The sequence below is a fragment of the Pseudomonas paraglycinae genome (assembly GCF_021601625.1).
Taxonomy (GTDB): Bacteria; Pseudomonadota; Gammaproteobacteria; order Pseudomonadales; family Pseudomonadaceae; genus Aquipseudomonas; species Aquipseudomonas paraglycinae.
Genome location: NZ_BQHR01000034.1, coordinates 1 through 17,280 on the forward strand (window position 1 = coordinate 1; position 17,280 = coordinate 17,280).

General features: G+C 53.9%; 22 protein-coding genes. 10 read left to right on the forward strand and 12 right to left on the reverse strand.

Features of this window, described 5'->3' with window-relative positions; translation table 11 throughout:
• The first annotated feature begins 161 nt into the window (after window positions 1-161).
• The 4 genes from L6D82_RS28155 to L6D82_RS28170 all read left to right on the forward strand — a co-directional run bounded on the left by L6D82_RS28155 (window position 162) and on the right by L6D82_RS28170 (window position 3,854).
• Complete coding sequence (locus tag L6D82_RS28155) at window positions 162-821, forward strand: gluzincin family metallopeptidase (RefSeq protein ID WP_236192114.1); 660 nt, start codon at window positions 162-164, stop codon at window positions 819-821.
• Between the two features lie 139 nt (window positions 822-960).
• Entirely contained in the window at window positions 961-2,463 is a 1,503-nt protein-coding gene (gene drt5 / locus L6D82_RS28160) for an antiviral reverse transcriptase Drt5 (protein ID WP_236192115.1), read from the forward strand.
• Between the two features lie 627 nt (window positions 2,464-3,090).
• On the forward strand, window positions 3,091-3,606 hold the full coding sequence (locus L6D82_RS28165; RefSeq protein ID WP_236192116.1) for a hypothetical protein: 516 nt from the start codon (window positions 3,091-3,093) through the stop codon (window positions 3,604-3,606).
• An 11-nt stretch (window positions 3,607-3,617) separates the two neighbouring features.
• A complete protein-coding gene (locus L6D82_RS28170) occupies window positions 3,618-3,854 on the forward strand; it encodes a hypothetical protein (RefSeq protein WP_236192117.1) in 237 nt (78 codons plus the stop codon).
• Window positions 3,855-4,542: 688 nt separating this feature from the next.
• Here the strand turns inward: L6D82_RS28170 and L6D82_RS28175 are convergent.
• The 6 genes from L6D82_RS28175 to L6D82_RS28200 all read right to left on the reverse strand — a co-directional run bounded on the left by L6D82_RS28175 (window position 4,543) and on the right by L6D82_RS28200 (window position 8,007).
• Window positions 4,543-5,019 (reverse strand): transposase, encoded by a 477-nt coding sequence (locus L6D82_RS28175; protein WP_236192118.1) that lies wholly within the window; start codon window positions 5,017-5,019, stop codon window positions 4,543-4,545.
• Complete coding sequence (locus tag L6D82_RS28180) at window positions 4,973-5,344, reverse strand: IS110 family transposase (protein ID WP_236192119.1); 372 nt, start codon at window positions 5,342-5,344, stop codon at window positions 4,973-4,975. Before L6D82_RS28180 ends, L6D82_RS28175 begins: the two co-directional genes overlap by 47 nt.
• 143 nt (window positions 5,345-5,487) lie before the next feature.
• The gene (locus tag L6D82_RS28185) at window positions 5,488-6,207 is read right to left on the reverse strand and encodes a putative periplasmic lipoprotein (RefSeq protein ID WP_236192120.1); all 720 of its coding nucleotides are present in this window, start codon (window positions 6,205-6,207) and stop codon (window positions 5,488-5,490) included.
• Window positions 6,208-6,315: 108 nt separating this feature from the next.
• Entirely contained in the window at window positions 6,316-6,672 is a 357-nt protein-coding gene (locus L6D82_RS28190) for a DUF7079 family protein (protein ID WP_236192121.1), read from the reverse strand.
• Window positions 6,669-7,451, reverse strand: a complete 783-nt coding sequence (locus tag L6D82_RS28195) for a hypothetical protein (RefSeq protein ID WP_236192122.1) — start codon at window positions 7,449-7,451, stop codon at window positions 6,669-6,671. Before L6D82_RS28195 ends, L6D82_RS28190 begins: the two co-directional genes overlap by 4 nt.
• A 10-nt stretch (window positions 7,452-7,461) precedes the next feature.
• On the reverse strand, window positions 7,462-8,007 hold the full coding sequence (locus L6D82_RS28200) for a PAAR domain-containing protein (RefSeq protein WP_236192123.1): 546 nt from the start codon (window positions 8,005-8,007) through the stop codon (window positions 7,462-7,464).
• 454 nt (window positions 8,008-8,461) lie between these two features.
• Here L6D82_RS28200 and L6D82_RS28205 point away from each other — a divergent pair, with 454 nt between their 5' ends.
• The gene (locus L6D82_RS28205) at window positions 8,462-8,821 is read left to right on the forward strand and encodes a DUF6124 family protein (protein WP_236192124.1); all 360 of its coding nucleotides are present in this window, start codon (window positions 8,462-8,464) and stop codon (window positions 8,819-8,821) included.
• A 152-nt stretch (window positions 8,822-8,973) separates the two neighbouring features.
• Entirely contained in the window at window positions 8,974-9,183 is a 210-nt protein-coding gene (locus tag L6D82_RS28210) for a hypothetical protein (RefSeq protein ID WP_236192125.1), read from the forward strand.
• A 3-nt stretch (window positions 9,184-9,186) separates the two neighbouring features.
• On the opposite strand, the gene L6D82_RS28215 is transcribed toward L6D82_RS28210, so the two are convergent.
• The 6 genes from L6D82_RS28215 to L6D82_RS28240 form a co-directional block, all read right to left on the reverse strand.
• Window positions 9,187-9,978, reverse strand: a complete 792-nt coding sequence (locus tag L6D82_RS28215) for a transporter substrate-binding domain-containing protein (RefSeq protein WP_236192126.1) — start codon at window positions 9,976-9,978, stop codon at window positions 9,187-9,189.
• A 59-nt stretch (window positions 9,979-10,037) separates the two neighbouring features.
• On the reverse strand, window positions 10,038-10,901 hold the full coding sequence (copD, locus tag L6D82_RS28220; protein ID WP_236192127.1) for a copper homeostasis membrane protein CopD: 864 nt from the start codon (window positions 10,899-10,901) through the stop codon (window positions 10,038-10,040).
• Window positions 10,902-10,904: 3 nt separating this feature from the next.
• A complete protein-coding gene (gene copC, locus L6D82_RS28225; RefSeq protein ID WP_011335143.1) occupies window positions 10,905-11,279 on the reverse strand; it encodes a copper homeostasis periplasmic binding protein CopC in 375 nt (124 codons plus the stop codon).
• A 31-nt stretch (window positions 11,280-11,310) separates the two neighbouring features.
• Complete coding sequence (locus tag L6D82_RS28230) at window positions 11,311-12,201, reverse strand: copper resistance protein B (RefSeq protein WP_236192128.1); 891 nt, start codon at window positions 12,199-12,201, stop codon at window positions 11,311-11,313.
• An 11-nt stretch (window positions 12,202-12,212) separates the two neighbouring features.
• On the reverse strand, window positions 12,213-13,916 hold the full coding sequence (locus tag L6D82_RS28235) for a copper resistance system multicopper oxidase (RefSeq protein ID WP_236192129.1): 1,704 nt from the start codon (window positions 13,914-13,916) through the stop codon (window positions 12,213-12,215).
• Window positions 13,917-14,011: 95 nt separating this feature from the next.
• Entirely contained in the window at window positions 14,012-14,494 is a 483-nt protein-coding gene (locus tag L6D82_RS28240) for a hypothetical protein (RefSeq protein WP_236192130.1), read from the reverse strand.
• A gap of 165 nt (window positions 14,495-14,659) precedes the next feature.
• Between L6D82_RS28240 and L6D82_RS28245 the strand changes: the two genes are divergently transcribed.
• From L6D82_RS28245 to L6D82_RS28260, 4 genes are all read left to right on the forward strand, one after another.
• Window positions 14,660-15,319, forward strand: coding sequence for a ribonuclease T2 (locus tag L6D82_RS28245; protein ID WP_011335138.1), 660 nt, complete (start codon window positions 14,660-14,662; stop codon window positions 15,317-15,319).
• Between the two features lie 137 nt (window positions 15,320-15,456).
• Window positions 15,457-15,954, forward strand: coding sequence for a PAAR domain-containing protein (locus L6D82_RS28250; protein ID WP_236192131.1), 498 nt, complete (start codon window positions 15,457-15,459; stop codon window positions 15,952-15,954).
• 3 nt (window positions 15,955-15,957) lie between these two features.
• Entirely contained in the window at window positions 15,958-16,686 is a 729-nt protein-coding gene (locus L6D82_RS28255; RefSeq protein WP_236192132.1) for an alpha/beta hydrolase, read from the forward strand.
• A 1-nt stretch (window position 16,687) separates the two neighbouring features.
• A complete protein-coding gene (locus tag L6D82_RS28260; protein WP_085613158.1) occupies window positions 16,688-17,209 on the forward strand; it encodes a hypothetical protein in 522 nt (173 codons plus the stop codon).
• Window positions 17,210-17,280: the final 71 nt, after the last annotated feature.

Consider the following 17,280-nt stretch of genomic DNA (forward strand, 5'->3'; position numbering starts at 1 on the left):
GAATCGGTGTGGCTGGGAGGTGGGGGAGTTTATCAGGAATGACCGGTCGGGCTCAGTGATATCCGGCGGAAATACAACCTCATCAAGTGTGGGATTAAGCAAGACAGCCATGAAATGGACTGATAGCATCGGGCTATCAATAAGAGTGAGGAAGGGATCCCATGCTGAAAAAACTCGCATCATCTGTTCTCGTCGCCGGCGCCCTGCTTGCCTCCGCCCAAGGGGCTTTCGCCGAAGAAAAGCTGTTCAAGAACTACGTCTACCAAACCCCACTCGCAAAATTCACCGAAGCGGCCGGTTACTACGACTGCTCCGAAGACGTCGGCGGAACCGCGAGGTGCATCGACGATGTGGATTTCCTGGAAGAGAAATTCACCGTCGCGCTGATCTTCTCCGGTGACAAGCTGATGATGGTTTCACTCATCAGCCCGTTCGATCAGAACCTGTACGTGAAAGCCATCGCGGGGCTTTCCAAATCATTCACGCTGGTTTCCATGAGCGATGAGAAGTCCATCCTGGATATGTTCGATACCGCGAGAAAGTCGAGAAGCACTGAAGAGCTGACGACGAAGATTTCCAATTTTGAACAGGTTGGTCTGGCGTCTGGGAATCTGACTTACACGTTTCTTGAAGGGTTGAACGCTAAGGGGCAAACCAATGCTGTTAGTGCGTTGGCTGGTTCGCCTGAGAATATTCGGTCTGCTGAGTTGGTGATGGCGGGGCAAGGCGCGGATTCGGGGATGATTATTCGGTTTACGTTTCCGCGGTTAGAGGCGAATAAGATTTTGGCTGAGGCTAAGAAGCCGGTTGAGGCATTTTGATTGGTTGACTTCGAAGACGCTCAGTTGGAGAAAAAACGGGTGTTAGATCCGTCCCTCCCAATTTATATTTCGGCGACCGTAGAAGTGCACTTTAAGAGTTTCTTCTATCGATCCGTTTTCACAGGCACTGGTATATAAAATGTCGAAAACCATTGATTTTTATGAAAAGGACTTTTGGTCTGGGTTATTCCCGATGCACACGAGTAGATTAATGATTGCTCGAAAGGGGAAAGAACTTGAGAAATATGTGTATCAGAAAGTTCTCAATTCTTCTGAGTCAGCACATAATTTTTTACCTCAGCAGACGGTCTATGCTGATAAATCAAACGGACATCTCAGACGCACCTTAAAGCTTGATCCAGTTGCTGAGTACTACTTGTATGATCTTGTCTATCGTAATCGAGAGATTTTTAGAAAGCCGTTTTCCGATGTTAGAAAGTCATACGGATATAGATTTGAAAATGGCGAAACTATACCGATTAGTCAGGCCTATAGTTCCTTCAAGAAAGATGTTTCAGTTAATCTCGAAAAGTTCAAGTACCACATAAGCTTCGATGTGGCAGGGTATTTCAATAGCGTTTATCATCATGATCTTTCTCATTGGTTTGCATCGTCTGATAAAGTTGATGTTGAAGATCAGGAGGGATTTGGTAAATTTATGAGGGAAATCAACTCTGGAAGAAGTGTTGATTTTCTTCCTCATGGATTGTACCCATCAAAAATGATAGGGAGTGAGTTTCTAAAATTCACTGAGCAGTATGGTCAGTTGAAAAGCTCAGTGGTTCTGAGATTTATGGATGATTATCATATTTTTGATGATAATGAAGATAATGTAAAAATAGATTTTATACAGATTCAAAAGCTGCTTGGTCAAAAGGGTTTAAATATCAATCCACAAAAAACTCGCAAAAGTGTCCAGGATGTAGAGGTTAAAGCTTCGGAGATTCGTCAAGAGTTATATGAGATTGTGGCTGTTCAAGTTGGTGTTTCTATTTTTGGTTCTGGTCATGAAGAGCCTGAGTATGAAGAGATCGAAGTTATTCGTGATCTATCTTCAGATCAGGTTTTTCAACTGCTAGCTCTGCTAAAAGAGGATGCGTTGGATGATCATGATGCAGATTTTATTTTAAATGTCTTAAGGTTTCATTCAACAGATTTTTCTGATTATTTTTCTATATTGCTTGAGCGGTTTCCAAGTCTCTCCAAAAGTATCTACTCATCCTTGGGATATCATCACGCTCTAACCACCTTAGATAAATCTCAGTTGTCGATCGCAATTTATGAGTATATAGAGAGGTCTAGTTATGTCTCGGAATTTCAGTTGTTTTGGCTGGCAACTATGGCCGAACAGTACTTGTATGATACTGATTTGTACGGGAGAATATTAAATCAGCTATATATGCTAAGTTCTAATAGCGTAATCTCAAGAGCAAAAATACTTGAAATTCCAGAGCAAAAATTTGGATTGAAGGAACTTAGGGATGAGCATCTAAAAAATGGGAGTTCAAACTGGTTGTCGTGGGCTTCAGCTTTTGGTACTAGAAGCTTGAAGAAAGGGGAGCGTAACTACGGTTTGGATTATTTTTCTAAGGGGTCTGATTTGAATTATCTAGTGTCGTCATGCGTAAAGGAAATTGACTAGGAAAAAAAGGGGGGCAGATTTATTTGTGTTAGGTGGTAAATAAATTCGTCCCCCCCGTTATTTTTGTTAACCCTGATAGATAAAAAATGATAAGGAGTTATCAATGGTAAGCACAGTAACGATCTACAAGAATGCGAGGCTCATCAAGATCGATGAGGTATCGTTCTGCCCTAATAAATTTTCGGATGCAAAAATTGAAGGCGGGCATCCAACTGGGCCAGTTTTTAGCTGTGGCGCAGCCAGAGCGGTGATTAGTCTCACGGACGCGAACCTATTGGTAGCGGCGGGTGTGACCGACGAAAGATAGGGAAATCCAAACCATATGAACCACATGCCCAGTCCTCGAACGTTGGGCTGCATTGATTGGGGCGTCAGATTTCAGCAGAAAAAGTGGTCCAGAATCAGCTCTTGATAGGTAGGGAATTAGTCTGAGGGTAGACGAAATTATGCGTACAAAAAAATGTGAAAAATGTTGCGAGAAGTTTGAGATTGTTGAAAACAATGGTGACGGCTTTGACAGGCCGACGAGCACTGAAATTGAGTGCCCATCCTGTAAGCATGTTACATATGAAAAGTCCACTGGTTACTTCGTGACAAAGAAGTTCCCTCGCCGATAGGAAACGAAAAATGGGTTGCGAGTCCCTGCCAAATACTTGGGTAATCGAGGAAGCACGTGCTTACTTGAGGGCTTCATTGTTGCTTGAACAAAGCGCCGCAGATGGTGACATAGCATTATATTGGCCAGCGACGATGAACTCAGCACTCGCATCGGAGCTGTACCTCAAGTCATTTCTCGTGGAGGCTGACCCTCGTTTCCCAAGGAGTGAGTACGATCCCGAAGGACACCTCCGACTGATTACCGGCTTGCCTGGAAATAGGCATGATCTGTTTGAACTCTACAAAGCCATTCCAGTGAATCTAGCCAACCAGTTGCGTGAAACCTCGGACCGGTTGTCTCCTGGTTTTCCGTTAGAAAAATGGATCATGTCGTGTTCGAGTTTGTTTGTCGGCACTCGATACCCTTACGAAGCAAATTCCACTCAAGCCATAGATACTGATGTGCTGAAGCTCGCGCCGCACCTAGATCGCGTTCTAAGAGAGTTTCTTGCCTCTGTCGAGGCTCCTACCAACAAGACCAAATAGCGCGGAAAATTATGCACATGATCCCGAGATGCAAATACATCGCCCAAGTGGATAAGGAAAAACTACTGGGCATCGAGATTCTTAATCGCCTGTTCAAGCCTTTTGCGTTGCAATGCAATTCAAATCGCGCAGGTGTTCGAGTTTATCCAGGGTTACCAAAACACTTCTCAAACCTGAGCGATGCGCAGGCAGCGGCAAGCCAGTTAGCTGGTATGGAACTGCACTGGCAAAACGTCGAGCAAGCCTAGGAAAACACCCGCACCGCCTAAGCCGAGCCGTCAGCGCACCACCGTATAGAATAAAAAAGGGACACCCATTAGCCGGTCTCAAGTCAAGGTTAAAATCCACCGCGCCCTGCAGTTTTCAACTGCAGGGATTGCTCTTCAACTTAACCTGATCGGTTGAACCCGTCGAAACCGTTTTCTCATCACTGGCTACGACCGAGTCGTGCCTGACACCCATATGGATTAAGCGGTAGCGATACAACCAGCACCACTCTGGCAGTTAACTACCCCGGACAAAAAGGGGACGCCCATTAGCCGGTCTCAAGTCAAGGTTAAAAGCCACCGCGCCCTGCAGTTTTCAACTGCAGGGTTTGCTCTCCAACTCAACCTGATCGGTTGAACCCGTCGAACCCGTTTCCTCTTCATTGGCTACGAACGAGTCGTGCCAGACAACCATTTGGATCAAGCGGTAGCGATACGACCAGCACCGCCCTGGCAGTTAACTGCCCCAGAGAAACGTTGGTGCTGCCAATGCGTCCAAAACGTGTCACAGAACTGTGGCTCGTGCAAAACACACGTCCAGTCCCAGCTGGCTCACCTGGCAGACGACCCGGTTACAACACACTCAGGCGGTGATGGTCGGTCGCCACTCAGATTTAGTGGTTCGAGCCCAGTCCCTTTTTGGTTGGCCAACCATCACCTCATTCGCCCCTCAGGCGAAACAGCGTCTGGCATCAAAAGGCTGTTTCTCCTTCAGGATGTGATAACTCGCTCGCGCCAGCTTGTGTGCCAGTGCCTTGGTAGCGACCACGGCATTGGTCTTGGCTTTCTTCTTCTCGAAAAAGCGTTTGGCATCCTCGCTGAAGCGCCGGGCGAAATTAGCCGCTTCGATATAAGCCCAGATCAAATAAGCGTTGCCGTTCTTGGCGTTGCCTTCACCTTTCTTTTTGCCGTTGGAGTAATGCGCACTTTTTACGCAGCGAGCGTAAGAGGCGAAGTGGCCTACGTCGGCAAAGCGCTCAATATTTCCGGTTTCCAGCATGATGACCGTGGCCAGCACTTCGCCAATTCCGGGCATCGTTTTCAACAAAGAAAACTCCGGGCGCAAATAGGCTTCGTGCAGTAATCGCTCTTCAAGAAAATCAATCTGGATCTGCAATGCCTGAACAATGGCGACATTCGCTTTCATTGCCAGAGCCACATCCGTCGGCATGAGCCAGGAAAGTCGCATCATTCTTGTCGTCAGAATGCTTCAAACCGTCGTAGCGTTTCATCGCCACGGGATGGGCCAGCTTCACCTCGAAGCCCGCCGCCTTAAGGCCATCGACCAACCAATACCAGTTGTAGGTGGACTCAACCACGACGCCAACCAATTCAGCACGGTGAGGCTCGAGCAGCGAAAGGATTGGCGTTAGCTGGTTGGGGCAACGTCGACTGACCAGTACTCGATCCGTTTCGTCGGTAACCACCACAACACTGTTGTTCGAATGCAGGTCTATGCCACAGAATTTCATCACGGCCTCCTACGCAAAAGACTAAGTTCGCACCTTGAATTTTGCGCCACCTCCGTGAGGTGGGGAGGCCGGCCAGATGATTCTCAGATTTATTTTTTTCGAACTTTTGTAATAAATTCGTCCGTGCTCTCACTCTCCCAGCTTCAGTTTGGCATTGTTTGTTTTTTGCCACTGGTGAAAATGTAAGTGTCTGGCACCCATTCAAATTTCATTTTCTCAGTATCGGAAACAGCCAGCTTCTTATCGGCAGCCTGAAATTGGTTGTAATCCATTGTCCCGCTATAGATGTACGTTTGACCTGGGTCGATTTGGATGTCGTTGGTGAGGCCAATTCTTTTTATAGGGTCGCCGAACATGTCGCTGAGTACGACTGTTCCCTTTACGCCAGATAGGGCCTCAGTTGTATTGTTGTGTAGAGCAATTTCAATTGAAAAATATTCGCTGTATTGCTTGTTTTTATAGTCGGCGGGATTCAGTTTAAGTTTGAGAAGAGACGCTGTAAGCGTTCCGTTCATTTCTTTCAGTGCCACAAGCTGTTGCTGTTTTACTTGCTCGGCCAAGGCTTTTTGTTTTTCCGCTTCGGCAGCTTTGGCTTCGATCCAGGCCTGTTGTGTTTTCAGAGCATCACCAAGTGTTGAGTCCGCAACAACTTTGCTACCGCCAAATGTGCTGGCCACCACTTGCCGGGCAGCATAGCCACCAAACAGTTTTCTATCGTTTTCATCGAGTTTGCCGACAGCTTCCATTAGCCCTTTGTCCTCTGACCATTTACTGATATCGGCAGGCAGTTTGGTTTGCTTTGGGTCAGAACAACCGGCGAGTAGCAAGCATGCAAGAAAAGTTGCGATGGTTTTTCCCTTCATGTATCAGTCCTTAAGATAATTATGTTTTTACTTGGTTATGTGTTCGCTTACGAGTATAGCTCAAGAAAAAAAGGGTGATGCAATCGCTCCAGTCGCGACGCTTTGTTATTAGCTTATTTTTTGATACTGCTTTTCTATTTCTGTCCAGATGTATTTGTATCTGCTCTTCAGCCATGTCACCAATAAGGCGTTGGCTTTTCTTTTGAACCAGCTGTTCTCTTTTGCTCCCAGCACTTTTTCAATGTCTTCTTCCAATTCCTGCCTGTTGAAACAAAGCCATATGGTTGGAAGTGTGCTTTCAAGGTTTGAGTGGCAAACAGGTGCCACCTCCTCAAAGAGTATGCGCTTCACTTCATCTCGATCGAATTCTCTTGTCCTTCGTGCAATCGCAGAATAGTCGACCTCGTTATCAACAAAAGCATCGGACAATGCCCAGCGCACATCCGCTCTTTGCTGCTTTGTCATAGAACTTCCCATTTGGAAAATTCCTCCAGTTCTTCATCAAAGGTGTCAGCTACTGCGCTGCCAGCAATTCCTCCCACAATACTTCCCGCCAGAACGATTGCCACAGCGCAAGCTAGGGCGCCAGGGCCGCAAAATGCAGAGACGCCCAAGCCAGCCAATCCCCCGCCAGCAGCGCCGCCGCCGATGATAATGCCTTGTCGGGCTGTTTCCTTTACTTTGTTGTCAGCGTTCATGATTTCATATACGGCGAAGGTCGCAGTGACTAGTAAGCCAACCTTTCCCATTATTCTTAATTTTTGAGTTCCCTTGCTTACCGGTGCGTTGTTACGGCCCGCTGAATCCAGAATCTCGTAATAGACTTTGCTCTTTTGTTCTGGGGTCAGTTTGTTGTATTCGACGTTTGCTGTTTTGAGTGCGTACTTGTCCAGTGTGTCCTGTAACGTCGGAGGTAATCGTTTCTTTCGTTCGGCGAAGGCCACACCTTGTGCCGAGGTGAATTTTCGATGCTCGACCAGGATTCTATTTCGCATCTCTTGGCAAAATGCTGCTCCTTCTTGCGCACTCAGCCTCCCTGCGGCGACTTCGGCTTTTGTTTCCACTGACATTCGCTTGATGTTGCTCATGTAGTTGCTGCGTACTTTTGCATCTGATATGGCATCTAAAGAAAATCTTGTCGCGGCCCCCTCCATACCCGCAATCGCCATGTCCAATGGCGAATTTTCAAGCTCGTGTGCTTTCTGGACAACATAGCTTCCCGTTACGAGCAATGGCTCAGTCATGAAACAATCCTTATTTCAATGATGCATTGAATAGCGTGTCGAAAATTGAGCCGGTCGATGGTTCTTCTTGAGAGCCGAACTCTAGCTTTTGGCAGACTTTTCCACGGATGTTGAGAAATTTCACAGTGTTGGTGATATCAAAATTTCCGGATTGGGTCGAACCATCTTCGAAGTGAGCAATGCAGTTCATGCCCAAGTAGGACTCAGAACCGGGAATGGTGAAGCTGATCCATCCAGGATGAATGATCATCGGGGTAGGTGGCGTAAACGGCGCAGGCGTATGTGAGTCACCAATAATCACCGTTCCCGATCCACCGATCACAACGTCTCCATGTGAACCGACTGTGCCAACCAGCGCGGCATTTTTGCCGTTGATGAATACGGTGCTGGATACGGCGGAGGCCAGCGCGCTGCCGCAGGTGCAGGTGTCGTCTTTTCGGGCGGCGGCGAGTCCGTCGAAGAATACGTCGGGGGATCCGGAGGCAATGGCTTTGGGGCCGTGTCCGGGGATGGGGCAACTGGTGGGATCGGTGATGCGTGCAGCGGGCTTTGCCATGTTTGACTCCCTGTCAACGGATTAGCTGGCACCGACTGTATCAGAGTTGCTTTGGTGGTTGCCTGACGGCGACGTGCCCGGTGTTGGTCGTCCATCTAAACAGCAAAATCTGAGTGTGTTTAAACCAAGCTCTCTGACACTACTTCGGCCCTACACCACCTTGCGCCACCCCCTACACCTAAGACAGAATCCGCCGGCTTGTGCGTCTACCCCGTGGCTTTTATCGTTCTCGGGTCACTGAAAACCAGTGATCGGGTTTGGTAGCCCGTGTGTTAGATGTACAGCGTCATCGTCTCCGGTCGTGCTTTCGGCCGGGGTCTATGGTGGTCATGTACAGGGCGTCTTCGGGCGCGCCGGCTCCTAACACCCGGTCTACCAACCTGTTCATGGCCGCCACCCTTCGTTTGGTAGCGAAAGGGTGAAGCCTTCATTAAAAGTGTTAGGAGTTTCATCCATGTTCAAACCAACACCCAACCCACCAGAAACCGATCCAGTCTCCCCCTACAAATTCCCCGATTCACGAACCCTGAACGAAGCCGCCGAACGCGCCCTCGATCACTACCTCACCCCACAGCAACGGATCATGGGCAGTCACACCCAGCATGACCCGATGTACTTCGCCAACCCGGCCTACGACACCGAATCCCTGTTCGCCAATGCCAGCGAATCCTTGGGTTCAGCCTCCGAAATGCTCAATAACTTCGCCGCCACCCTGGAACCCGCCCACCGCAAAACCGCCATCGGCATTGCGCAGTTGGTGATGTTGGGGTCTTTGGCGGTGAATCAGGCGCTGGATAACGTCGAGCCGAAGTAGATTCGGGCAACCCTTTGCGGTGGAGGGTTGATCGTCAGGCGTGGGTTCAACCTGAACCCACGCTGAAACCCCCGCAAGTTTCATCTTCCCGCCACCCGCACAGGCCTACGATCCATCCACAAGATCCCGACCCCACCCGAGCGCCTCACACCATGAACAACCCACTCAAAGCGCTATTGATCATCGCAACCATCTCGGTTCTAACCGCCTGCTCCGGCTCCGGTGGCTTGACCACCACCAGTTGTTTCTCCAGCGACTGTCAGTCGCCGGAGGCGCGTAATGTGAATACGTTGAAGTTCGGCGGGAGCAATATCGGTAACAGTTTCAACCAGTACAGCTCCGGCCTGATGCATGACGACTGAGGGTTACTGAGCTGCGGGTACGGCGATCCATTCGCTCAAGACTTTCTGGTATTTGCCGGTGACTTTGTTCAGGTGCAGCCACTGGTCGACGTAGAGTTTCCAGCTGATGTCGTCGCGCGGCAGCAGGTAGGCTTTTTCGCCGTATTGCATGAACTGGCTCGGGTTGACGGCGCACAGGCCGGGTTTGAGTTTTTGTTGGTAGAGGGCTTCGGAGGCGTCGGTGATCATCACGTCGGCCTTGTTGTCGAGCAGTTGTTCAAAGATGGTCACGTTGTCGTGCAACGCCAGTTGCGCCTTGGGCAGGAAGGCGTGGACGAAGGCTTCGTTGGTGCCGCCGGCGGGTTCGACCAGGCGTACGTTCGGCTGGTTGATCTGGTCGATGGTCTGGTATTTGGACTGGTCGACGCAGCGCACCAGCGGGATCTTGCCGTCGACGTCGAGGGTGTTGCTGAAGAAGGCTTTTTTCTGGCGTTCGAGAGTCACCGAAATGCCGCCGACGCCGATGTCGCACTTGCCGGCCTGCATGTCCGGCATCAGGGTTTTCCAGGTGGTCTGTACCCATTCGACTTTGACGCCGAGGCTGTCGGCCAGGGATTGCGCCATGGCGATGTCGATGCCTTCGAATCCGCCGTCCGGGCGTTTGAAGGTGTAGGGCTTGTAGTCACCGGTGGTGCAGACGCGCAACTGGCCTTGTTGCTGAATGGTGTCGAGGTGCGAGGCCGGTTCTTGTGCCTGGGCGGCGCTGGCCATGGCCAGCAGGCCGCAGAAGATCATCGTGCTTTTTGGAATTGTCATGGAGATCGGGCTTGTGCAGTGGAGGTGCGGGCCAGTGTAGTGAATGGGTTTGCCGGGTGTCATCCCGGCTCCGGGCTCAACGTGCCCAGCCACGCCACCAGTCCCACGATCAACAGCGCAATCACCAGCTCCGACGCCACGCTGCGGCGCAGGGCATTGGCCGCCACTTGATGCTGCCCGGCGCGCAACGATTGTTCGAGCAACGGCCCGAGGTGGAAGCGGTTCAACGCGGCCAGCACCAACATGCCTCCGAACAACACAACCTTGATCGCCAGCAGAATCCCGTAGGTGCCGAGCAGGACTTCGCCCAGTGTCGGGCCGACGATGAACAGGTAATTCGCCACGCCGGTGACCGAGAGGATGAGCACAATCGCCGCGCCGACGCCTTCGAAGCGTTTGACGGAATCCGCCAGCGAACGAATGCGCGCCTCGCTGCACAGTGCGTCGAGCCGCGCCATCAAGATCAACGCGAGCATCGCGCCCAGCCACGCACCCGCCGCGAGCAGGTGCAGGATGTCGCTGAGCAGATGCCACGCGTTATCCATCGCGCCGTGTCCGCTCCAGGCCAGGGAGGCGAGGGCGACGGTGCCGGCCATCGATGCCAGCCACAATCCGGGCCAGATCATCACGACGATCAGCGCAATCATCCGCAGCGTCCACGCCAGCCCGACGTCGGTTTCCAGCACCATCATTTGCAGGTGCGGCCACAGCGCCGCGAATTCCGTTTCGCCACTCATGGCGCGGGTCATCAGCACCAGTCCCGCCACTGACAGTAGCGCCCCGATCAACGCCATCCCGCGCAGCATCGGCCGAAACCGCAGCACCGCTTCAACGCTGTACAGCCCGAACAACGCCAGTCCGAACAACAACAGCAAATCCACATACAGCGCCAGACGCAGGAGGATGTTGATCAGTTCAGCCATCGCTCACTTCACTTTGAACGTGACGTTGCCGGTGATCGGGTGCGTGTCCGATGACACTGCGCGCCATTCGACCTTGTAGGTGCCGGCGGGTAGCGGTGCGAGCGGGGTGACGAGCATGGTTTTCGGGTCGCTGCCGGCGCTGACTTTGGCCTTCATCGGCATCGGCGAGTGGGCCATGCCGGGCATTTCGGTCATGACCAGTTTGGCGCCGGAGAACTGGGTCAACAGATCCTCCGAAAACCGCAGTTCGATCTTGCCGGGCGCCGCGCCGTCGGCACCTTCGGCCGGGGTCGACGACAGCAGTTTCGGATGGGCCTGGGCCAGGGTGCTCAGGAGCAAACCGCTGGCGAGGACGAGGGAGATTTTCAATGTGCGCATGCAAGACCTCGGTGTTGTTTTTTGAAGGGATTCAGAACCACAGCCGCACGCCGAGGACGAGTCGCGCTTCGCTGCGATCCTCGCCTTCTTCCCGTGCGTAATCGGCGGTGCGGCCGTAGGTACGGTTCCAGGTCACGCCGATGTACGGCGCAAATTCACGGCGGATTTCATAGCGCAGGCGCAGCCCGGCTTCGGTGTTCGCGAGGCCCGAGCCGATCCCGCGTTGCGGGTCGTTTTTGCCGTAAACGTTGAGTTCGGCGGTCGGCTGCAGGATCAGGCGATTGGTCAGCAGGATGTCGTAGTCGCCCTCCAGCCGCACCGCGCTCTGGCCGTTTTCGCCGAGGAACGCCGTGGCTTCGGCTTCGAAGTTGTACAGCGCCATCCCCTGCAGACCGAACGCGGCCCAGGTTTGCGGGGCGCCGGGTTTGAAGTCCTGGCGCACGCCAGTGACCACGTCCCACCACGGCGAAATCGCGTGGCCCCACAGCGCCTGGACTTCCGCGTCTTCGGTCTTGCCGTTGCTGCGCTCGCCCTCGGAGCGCAACCACAGCCGATCGATGTCGCCGCCAATCCAGCCGGACAAATCCCAGGCTAGGGTGCTGGCGTCGTCGGCGTTCTGCCATTCGAGTTTGTCGGCGAGGAAGTACGTGTTGATGGCGCTGTCGTGGACCTGATGCCCGGCGTGGCTGGTGAACACGGCGGCGCGGTCGGCGTCGGTCAGTGCCGGGATCGGCGTGCGGCTTTCGGTCGGCGCGGCGGGCTGCATCATGCCGTCGTCCATGCTTTGCATGTCGGTCATTTGACTGTGATCCATGCCTTGCATATCAGCCATCCGGCTGTGATCCATGCCCTGCATGTCGCTGGCGGCGAAGGCTTGGGCCATCGACAGGAGTGACAACGAAAACGCGGCAAATCGAGTCATGGTCGGCGTCCTCATTCTTCCACCCGCACTTCGCGGAACATGCCCATTTCCATGTGGTACAGGAGATGGCAGTGATAGGCCCAACGGCCAAGCGCATCGGCAGTCACGCGGTAGCTGCGGCGGGTGCCGGGCGGCATGTCGATGGTGTGTTTGCGCACCTGGAAATTGCCGTTTTCGTCTTCCAGATCGCTCCACATGCCGTGCAGGTGGATGGGGTGGGTCATCATCGTGTCGTTGACCAGCACCAGGCGGATCCGCTCGCCGTACTTCAACAGCAGCGGCTCGGCGTCGGAGAACTTGATGCCGTTGAACGACCAGGCGAATTTCTCCATGTGGCCTGTGAGATGCAGTTCTATGGTGCGGCTCGGATCGCGGCCGTCCGGGTCTTCGAAGGGGCTGCGCAGGTCGGCGTAGGTCAGCACGCGGCGACCGTTGTTGCGCAGGCCGAGGCCGGGGTCGTCGAGTTTCGGCGCGGTGGTCATGGCTTGCATGTCCACCAGCGGGTTGTCCTTTTCGCTGTCGGGGTGCGCCTGCATCGGGCCCATGTTCATGCTCGAGTGATCCATACCGCTCATGTCCATCGAGCCATGATCCATGCCGCCCATACCCATGTCGTCCATGGTCACCAGCGGTCGCGGATCCAGCGCCGGTACCGGGGCCGACAAACCGGCGCGGGCGGCGAGGGTGCCTCGGGCGTAACCGGTGCGGTCCATGGCCTGGGCGAACAGGGTGTAGGCGTCGGCGGCGGGTTCGACGATCACGTCATAGGTTTCCGCCACGGCGATGCGCAACTCGTCGACGCCGACCGGTTTGACGTGCAGGCCATCGGCGGCGACCACGGTCATTTTCAATCCGGGAATGCGCACATCGAAGTAGGTCATGGCCGAGCCGTTGATCAGCCGCAGCCGCAGTTTTTCGCCGGGGCGGAACAGGCCGGTCCAGTTGTTATCCGGGGCGTGGCCGTTCATCAGGAAGGTGTACGTGGCGCCGCTGACGTCGGCGATGTCGGTGGGATTCATCTTCATCTGCGCCCACATCGTGCGATCGGCGACGGTGGCGCCCCAGCCTTTTTCGCCGACGTCGTGGATGAAATCGCCGACGGTGCGCTTGTGGAAGTTGTAGTAGTCGGACTGCTTTTTCAGGGTCTTCATCAGGCTGGCCGGGTCTTCGTCGGACCAGTCACTGAGCATCACCACGTAGTCGCGGTCGTACTGGAAGGGCTCCGGTTCCCGGGCGTCGATCACCAACGGCCCGTAGACCCCGGCCTGCTCCTGCAAGCCGGAATGGCTGTGATACCAGTAGGTGCCGTGCTGGCGAACCTTGAACTGGTAGACGTACACGCCACCCGGCTCGATGCCCTTGAAACTCAGGCCCGGCACGCCGTCCATGTTGGCCGGCAGCAGAATGCCGTGCCAGTGAATCGAGGTGCTGTCCTTGAGCCGGTTACGCACCCGCAGCGTCACGGTATCGCCTTCGCGCCAGCGCAGCAGCGGGCCGGGCAGGCTGCCGTTGATGGTCTGGGCGGTGCGGTGCTGGCCGGTGAAGTTGACCGGGGTTTCGCCGATGAACAGCTCGAAGGCGGTGCCGCTTAACTCGTTCACCTGGCCGGGGCTATTCAAGGCCCAGACCGGCGTGCGCCACAGGCCGAGGCCGCCGAGCAGACTGCCGGCGGCGAGGCCTTTGACGAAGGTGCGTCTTGAGGTGGTGGAAGGCATGCGCTGGAAGTCCCCGTTTGACCAATGACGGGGAGGCTAACCAGCGGCAGCTTTCAGCTGGCTGAGGCGCGGATTACAGTTGTGTCAGGTTCGGCCTACAAACCGAGTCCTTCCTGGACTACCAGCAGCAGGTTGTTTTCCGTCAACGCAATCGCATCCAGCTGTTGCCCGGTTTCGAGCGTCTGCAACCACCAATGGCTTTCACCGTGCTCATCGACCGTGCGCAGCAGCGATGCTTCGCGCCCCGGCAGGACGATTTGCACGCGCCCTGCGCCGTCTTCGGTGAAGCGGGCGATGGGGTCGAATGTCAGGCTGTGGTGGTTGGCTTCGATGATCAACTGGTCGATGGCGTAGTCGTGGGTCTCGCCATCCGGCGAACTTTCGCAAACATGGGTAGGATTGCGCCGAATCTTCAGGCCTACCTCGGTCACCGGTTGCAACCAGCCCTCGATGCGTTGATACAAGGCATACACCTGAGCCGGCCAGCAATCGATCTCCAGTTCAGCGCAGGTGATTTCGTCAGCATGGGTGTGCCGGGTTTGTTTGAGTTTCGCGGCGAGTTCGTCTGCTTTACTCATGTCGGTTCCCTGTGTTGAGTTCAACAACATCGTAGTCCTTTCAAAGTAATGCAGGTTTTGCCCTGCGTCATGCGCCTGCAACACAAGCGTGACTCAATCAGCCCCTGACCACGTGACGGTCAGACCACAGAAACCACGGACGCACGCGTCCCAAGGAACGGGAACATGAAAAAGCTTTTTACAATTATGGCGCTGATTGCGCTGACGGTTGGTAGCATCGGCCTGAGTTCGGCGCGCCAGTCGTCCGCCAGCAAGGCGGAATCGGTGGCGGGGGTATTCGATTACTACCTGCTGACGTTGTCCTGGTCGCCGACCTTTTGCCTGACCCACAAGGACGACCCGCAATGCACCGGCAAGGGTTACGGTTTTGTCCTGCATGGCCTGTGGCCGCAATACGCCAAGGGCGGCTGGCCGGAATCCTGTCCGCCGCTGACTAACCTGTCGGCCGCCGAAACGGCCAAAGGCCTGACGCTGTTCCCGACCAAAAAACTCCTCGATCACGAATGGAGCAAGCACGGCACTTGCAGCGGCCTCGGCGCGATGGGCTATCTGGACGAAGCGGACAAAGCGGTGGGCGCGGTGAAAATCCCGCAAGAGTTGCAACCGTTCAGTAGCTCTTATTACTTCGAAGCGCAGGAAATTGCCGACCTGTTCCGCAGGAGCAATCCGGGCATCCCGTCAGACGGCATCGCCGTGATCTGCAACGGCCCGGAACTCTCGGAAGTGCGCGTGTGCATGGGCAAGGACCTGCAATTCGGCGCCTGCGGCAAGGGCGTGAAAACCCAGTGCCGGGCGGGGGATATCCGGGTGCCGCCATCGCGATAACGCAATCGGTTACTGGCCATAAAAAACAGGCGCCTTTTCAGGCGCCTGTTTTTTTGCAATCGGGTTTGATCAATGGAAGGACTTTGTTCATGCTGCGCGCCCCACGGATGATGACGCGACACCGCAAGGAGCTTTTCATGAGCGGAAAACCCGCTGCCCGAGTGACAGACCCGACCGCCTGCCCGTTGCCGGGGCATGGCACCAACTCGATTGTCAGCGGTTCGCCGAATGTGAATTTCGACGGGCTGCCCGCTGCACGAATGACCGACAAGTCGGCGTGCGGCAGCCCGATCACCGGTGGCGTTGCCTCGACGGTATTTATCAATGGCCTGAACGCCGCCACCCTGGACAGTACCGGTGGGCATGGGAATGTGGTCATCGGTGGATCTGGCACCGTGATCATCGGCGATACCGTGGTGAACGCCCCCTTCAGCGGCCTGCTGCCAATGCCGGTGCACTTCACTGACAAGTTGCAGTTGGTGAATGACACGACCGGCGAACCGATGCCGAATCATCCATACATGATTCAGCGCGCGGACGGTCGGATGGAACACGGGGTGTCTGACGCCGCCGGTTTTACCCACACGATCAGTTCGCATCTTCCTGAAACCATCAAACTGTTTCTGGAGGAATGAAGCATGAGTGCGGAAACGGTTACGTGCGAGAAAGGCAACAATTACAAGCTGCACAAGGAACATACGCTGACGGACAAGAAGGATGTCAGTGTGAAGGCTGTTCCGGTGGAGAGTACCAAGGCGATTATTTTTTTTATCGGCGGGGCAGGTGACAAGGAGAGCTATTACTTTTCCGGCCCCTTTGAAAACGTTAACCAAGCTAAATCTGGCTTTGATGATCGAAACGGTAAGCTGGAAAAAGAGGGCAAGTATAAATCCGAGTGGCTTGGGTACAACGAGGTTCGGGGGAAGAAGGATATTCAGAAATATGTTCTGAACCTGATTCCTTATAAATCCTGCCCTATCTATATAGTGGGCCATAGTTTGGGTGGATGGAACGGAGCCCACTTGACCCGTGTCATGTCCGAGTGGGGATACAGGATCAATATGTTGGTAACGCTGGATCCTGTGGGGGAGGGCACTCTGGTGTGGCTGGGATCTGATATATACGGAGAGAAACCGACGCCGGTGGCCGATTATTGGATCAATATCAAAGCCACACTCTCGAGGCCCGATCAGTCCGATTCGGTAGCCGACTTTGGAGAGAAGTGGCAAGTGGTCAGTGGACCCAATGTCAATGTGAATATGGATACGAACCACGCCAATGCCCCAGCGATGTTCACCAGGCCCATCGCTCAGGGAAAGTCAGCCAGTGACCTTATGTTTGAAGCTATCAACAAGGACGTTTGCTGATATGAAAAACGCTCTTTTACTTCTACTGATTACCTTGTGTTCAGCCTGCGCTAAAAACCATACGGTCCAGCCTGCAAATCTCAATTTTCTGGCGATAGAGAGAAAGCCAAACGGCCTATATTACGAAATTTACTACGGCTCTGATGTAAATCTTTTGGATCTGTTTGGGAGAGGAATGAGGGAAGGCGCCGCTTCGACAACTCTGAAATGTGCGCTGGGTGACGATCAGGACTTCTCTATCACTAACCGCTTCAGGTATTCGGCGTACGGACTGATTGATGTAGATGAGGCCAACAAGGCAGGTGGGAAATACAACTACGTGACGAGTGCAACTTTAAGGCAGACCGTAAATAACGGTTCAACTCAGGAATTTCTTTCAACTCAGGAGTTGAATGGCCTGTTGTCCGGAAAGCTCCAGGTCCCCTGCAAAGTCGTCATTACCGCTTGGGGCTACAAACCCTACTACTCAAACACCATGAACCTCCCGGTCGCCGACCTGCTGCGCGAAGTCAACAAGCCCTGAGCTCAGCGCCCATCGGGGGGATCAAGCAAATCCCCCCGCATCCACCCCCTGTCCCTTCTACACATCTGACC

What these genes read in the sequence shown, in the direction of transcription:
- L6D82_RS28155 (WP_236192114.1), top strand. Translation starts at nt 162, where the DNA reads ATGCTGAAAAAACTCGCATCATCTGTTCTCGTCGCCGGCGCCCTGCTT.
- drt5 (WP_236192115.1), top strand. Translation starts at nt 961, where the DNA reads ATGTCGAAAACCATTGATTTTTATGAAAAGGACTTTTGGTCTGGGTTA.
- L6D82_RS28165 (WP_236192116.1), top strand. Translation starts at nt 3,091, where the DNA reads ATGGGTTGCGAGTCCCTGCCAAATACTTGGGTAATCGAGGAAGCACGT.
- L6D82_RS28170 (WP_236192117.1), top strand. Translation starts at nt 3,618, where the DNA reads ATGCACATGATCCCGAGATGCAAATACATCGCCCAAGTGGATAAGGAA.
- L6D82_RS28175 (WP_236192118.1), bottom strand. Translation starts at nt 5,019, where the DNA reads ATGAAAGCGAATGTCGCCATTGTTCAGGCATTGCAGATCCAGATTGAT.
- L6D82_RS28180 (WP_236192119.1), bottom strand. Translation starts at nt 5,344, where the DNA reads ATGAAATTCTGTGGCATAGACCTGCATTCGAACAACAGTGTTGTGGTG.
- L6D82_RS28185 (WP_236192120.1), bottom strand. Translation starts at nt 6,207, where the DNA reads ATGAAGGGAAAAACCATCGCAACTTTTCTTGCATGCTTGCTACTCGCC.
- L6D82_RS28190 (WP_236192121.1), bottom strand. Translation starts at nt 6,672, where the DNA reads ATGACAAAGCAGCAAAGAGCGGATGTGCGCTGGGCATTGTCCGATGCT.
- L6D82_RS28195 (WP_236192122.1), bottom strand. Translation starts at nt 7,451, where the DNA reads ATGACTGAGCCATTGCTCGTAACGGGAAGCTATGTTGTCCAGAAAGCA.
- L6D82_RS28200 (WP_236192123.1), bottom strand. Translation starts at nt 8,007, where the DNA reads ATGGCAAAGCCCGCTGCACGCATCACCGATCCCACCAGTTGCCCCATC.
- L6D82_RS28205 (WP_236192124.1), top strand. Translation starts at nt 8,462, where the DNA reads ATGTTCAAACCAACACCCAACCCACCAGAAACCGATCCAGTCTCCCCC.
- L6D82_RS28210 (WP_236192125.1), top strand. Translation starts at nt 8,974, where the DNA reads ATGAACAACCCACTCAAAGCGCTATTGATCATCGCAACCATCTCGGTT.
- L6D82_RS28215 (WP_236192126.1), bottom strand. Translation starts at nt 9,978, where the DNA reads ATGACAATTCCAAAAAGCACGATGATCTTCTGCGGCCTGCTGGCCATG.
- copD (WP_236192127.1), bottom strand. Translation starts at nt 10,901, where the DNA reads ATGGCTGAACTGATCAACATCCTCCTGCGTCTGGCGCTGTATGTGGAT.
- copC (WP_011335143.1), bottom strand. Translation starts at nt 11,279, where the DNA reads ATGCGCACATTGAAAATCTCCCTCGTCCTCGCCAGCGGTTTGCTCCTG.
- L6D82_RS28230 (WP_236192128.1), bottom strand. Translation starts at nt 12,201, where the DNA reads ATGACTCGATTTGCCGCGTTTTCGTTGTCACTCCTGTCGATGGCCCAA.
- L6D82_RS28235 (WP_236192129.1), bottom strand. Translation starts at nt 13,916, where the DNA reads ATGCCTTCCACCACCTCAAGACGCACCTTCGTCAAAGGCCTCGCCGCC.
- L6D82_RS28240 (WP_236192130.1), bottom strand. Translation starts at nt 14,494, where the DNA reads ATGAGTAAAGCAGACGAACTCGCCGCGAAACTCAAACAAACCCGGCAC.
- L6D82_RS28245 (WP_011335138.1), top strand. Translation starts at nt 14,660, where the DNA reads ATGAAAAAGCTTTTTACAATTATGGCGCTGATTGCGCTGACGGTTGGT.
- L6D82_RS28250 (WP_236192131.1), top strand. Translation starts at nt 15,457, where the DNA reads ATGAGCGGAAAACCCGCTGCCCGAGTGACAGACCCGACCGCCTGCCCG.
- L6D82_RS28255 (WP_236192132.1), top strand. Translation starts at nt 15,958, where the DNA reads ATGAGTGCGGAAACGGTTACGTGCGAGAAAGGCAACAATTACAAGCTG.
- L6D82_RS28260 (WP_085613158.1), top strand. Translation starts at nt 16,688, where the DNA reads ATGAAAAACGCTCTTTTACTTCTACTGATTACCTTGTGTTCAGCCTGC.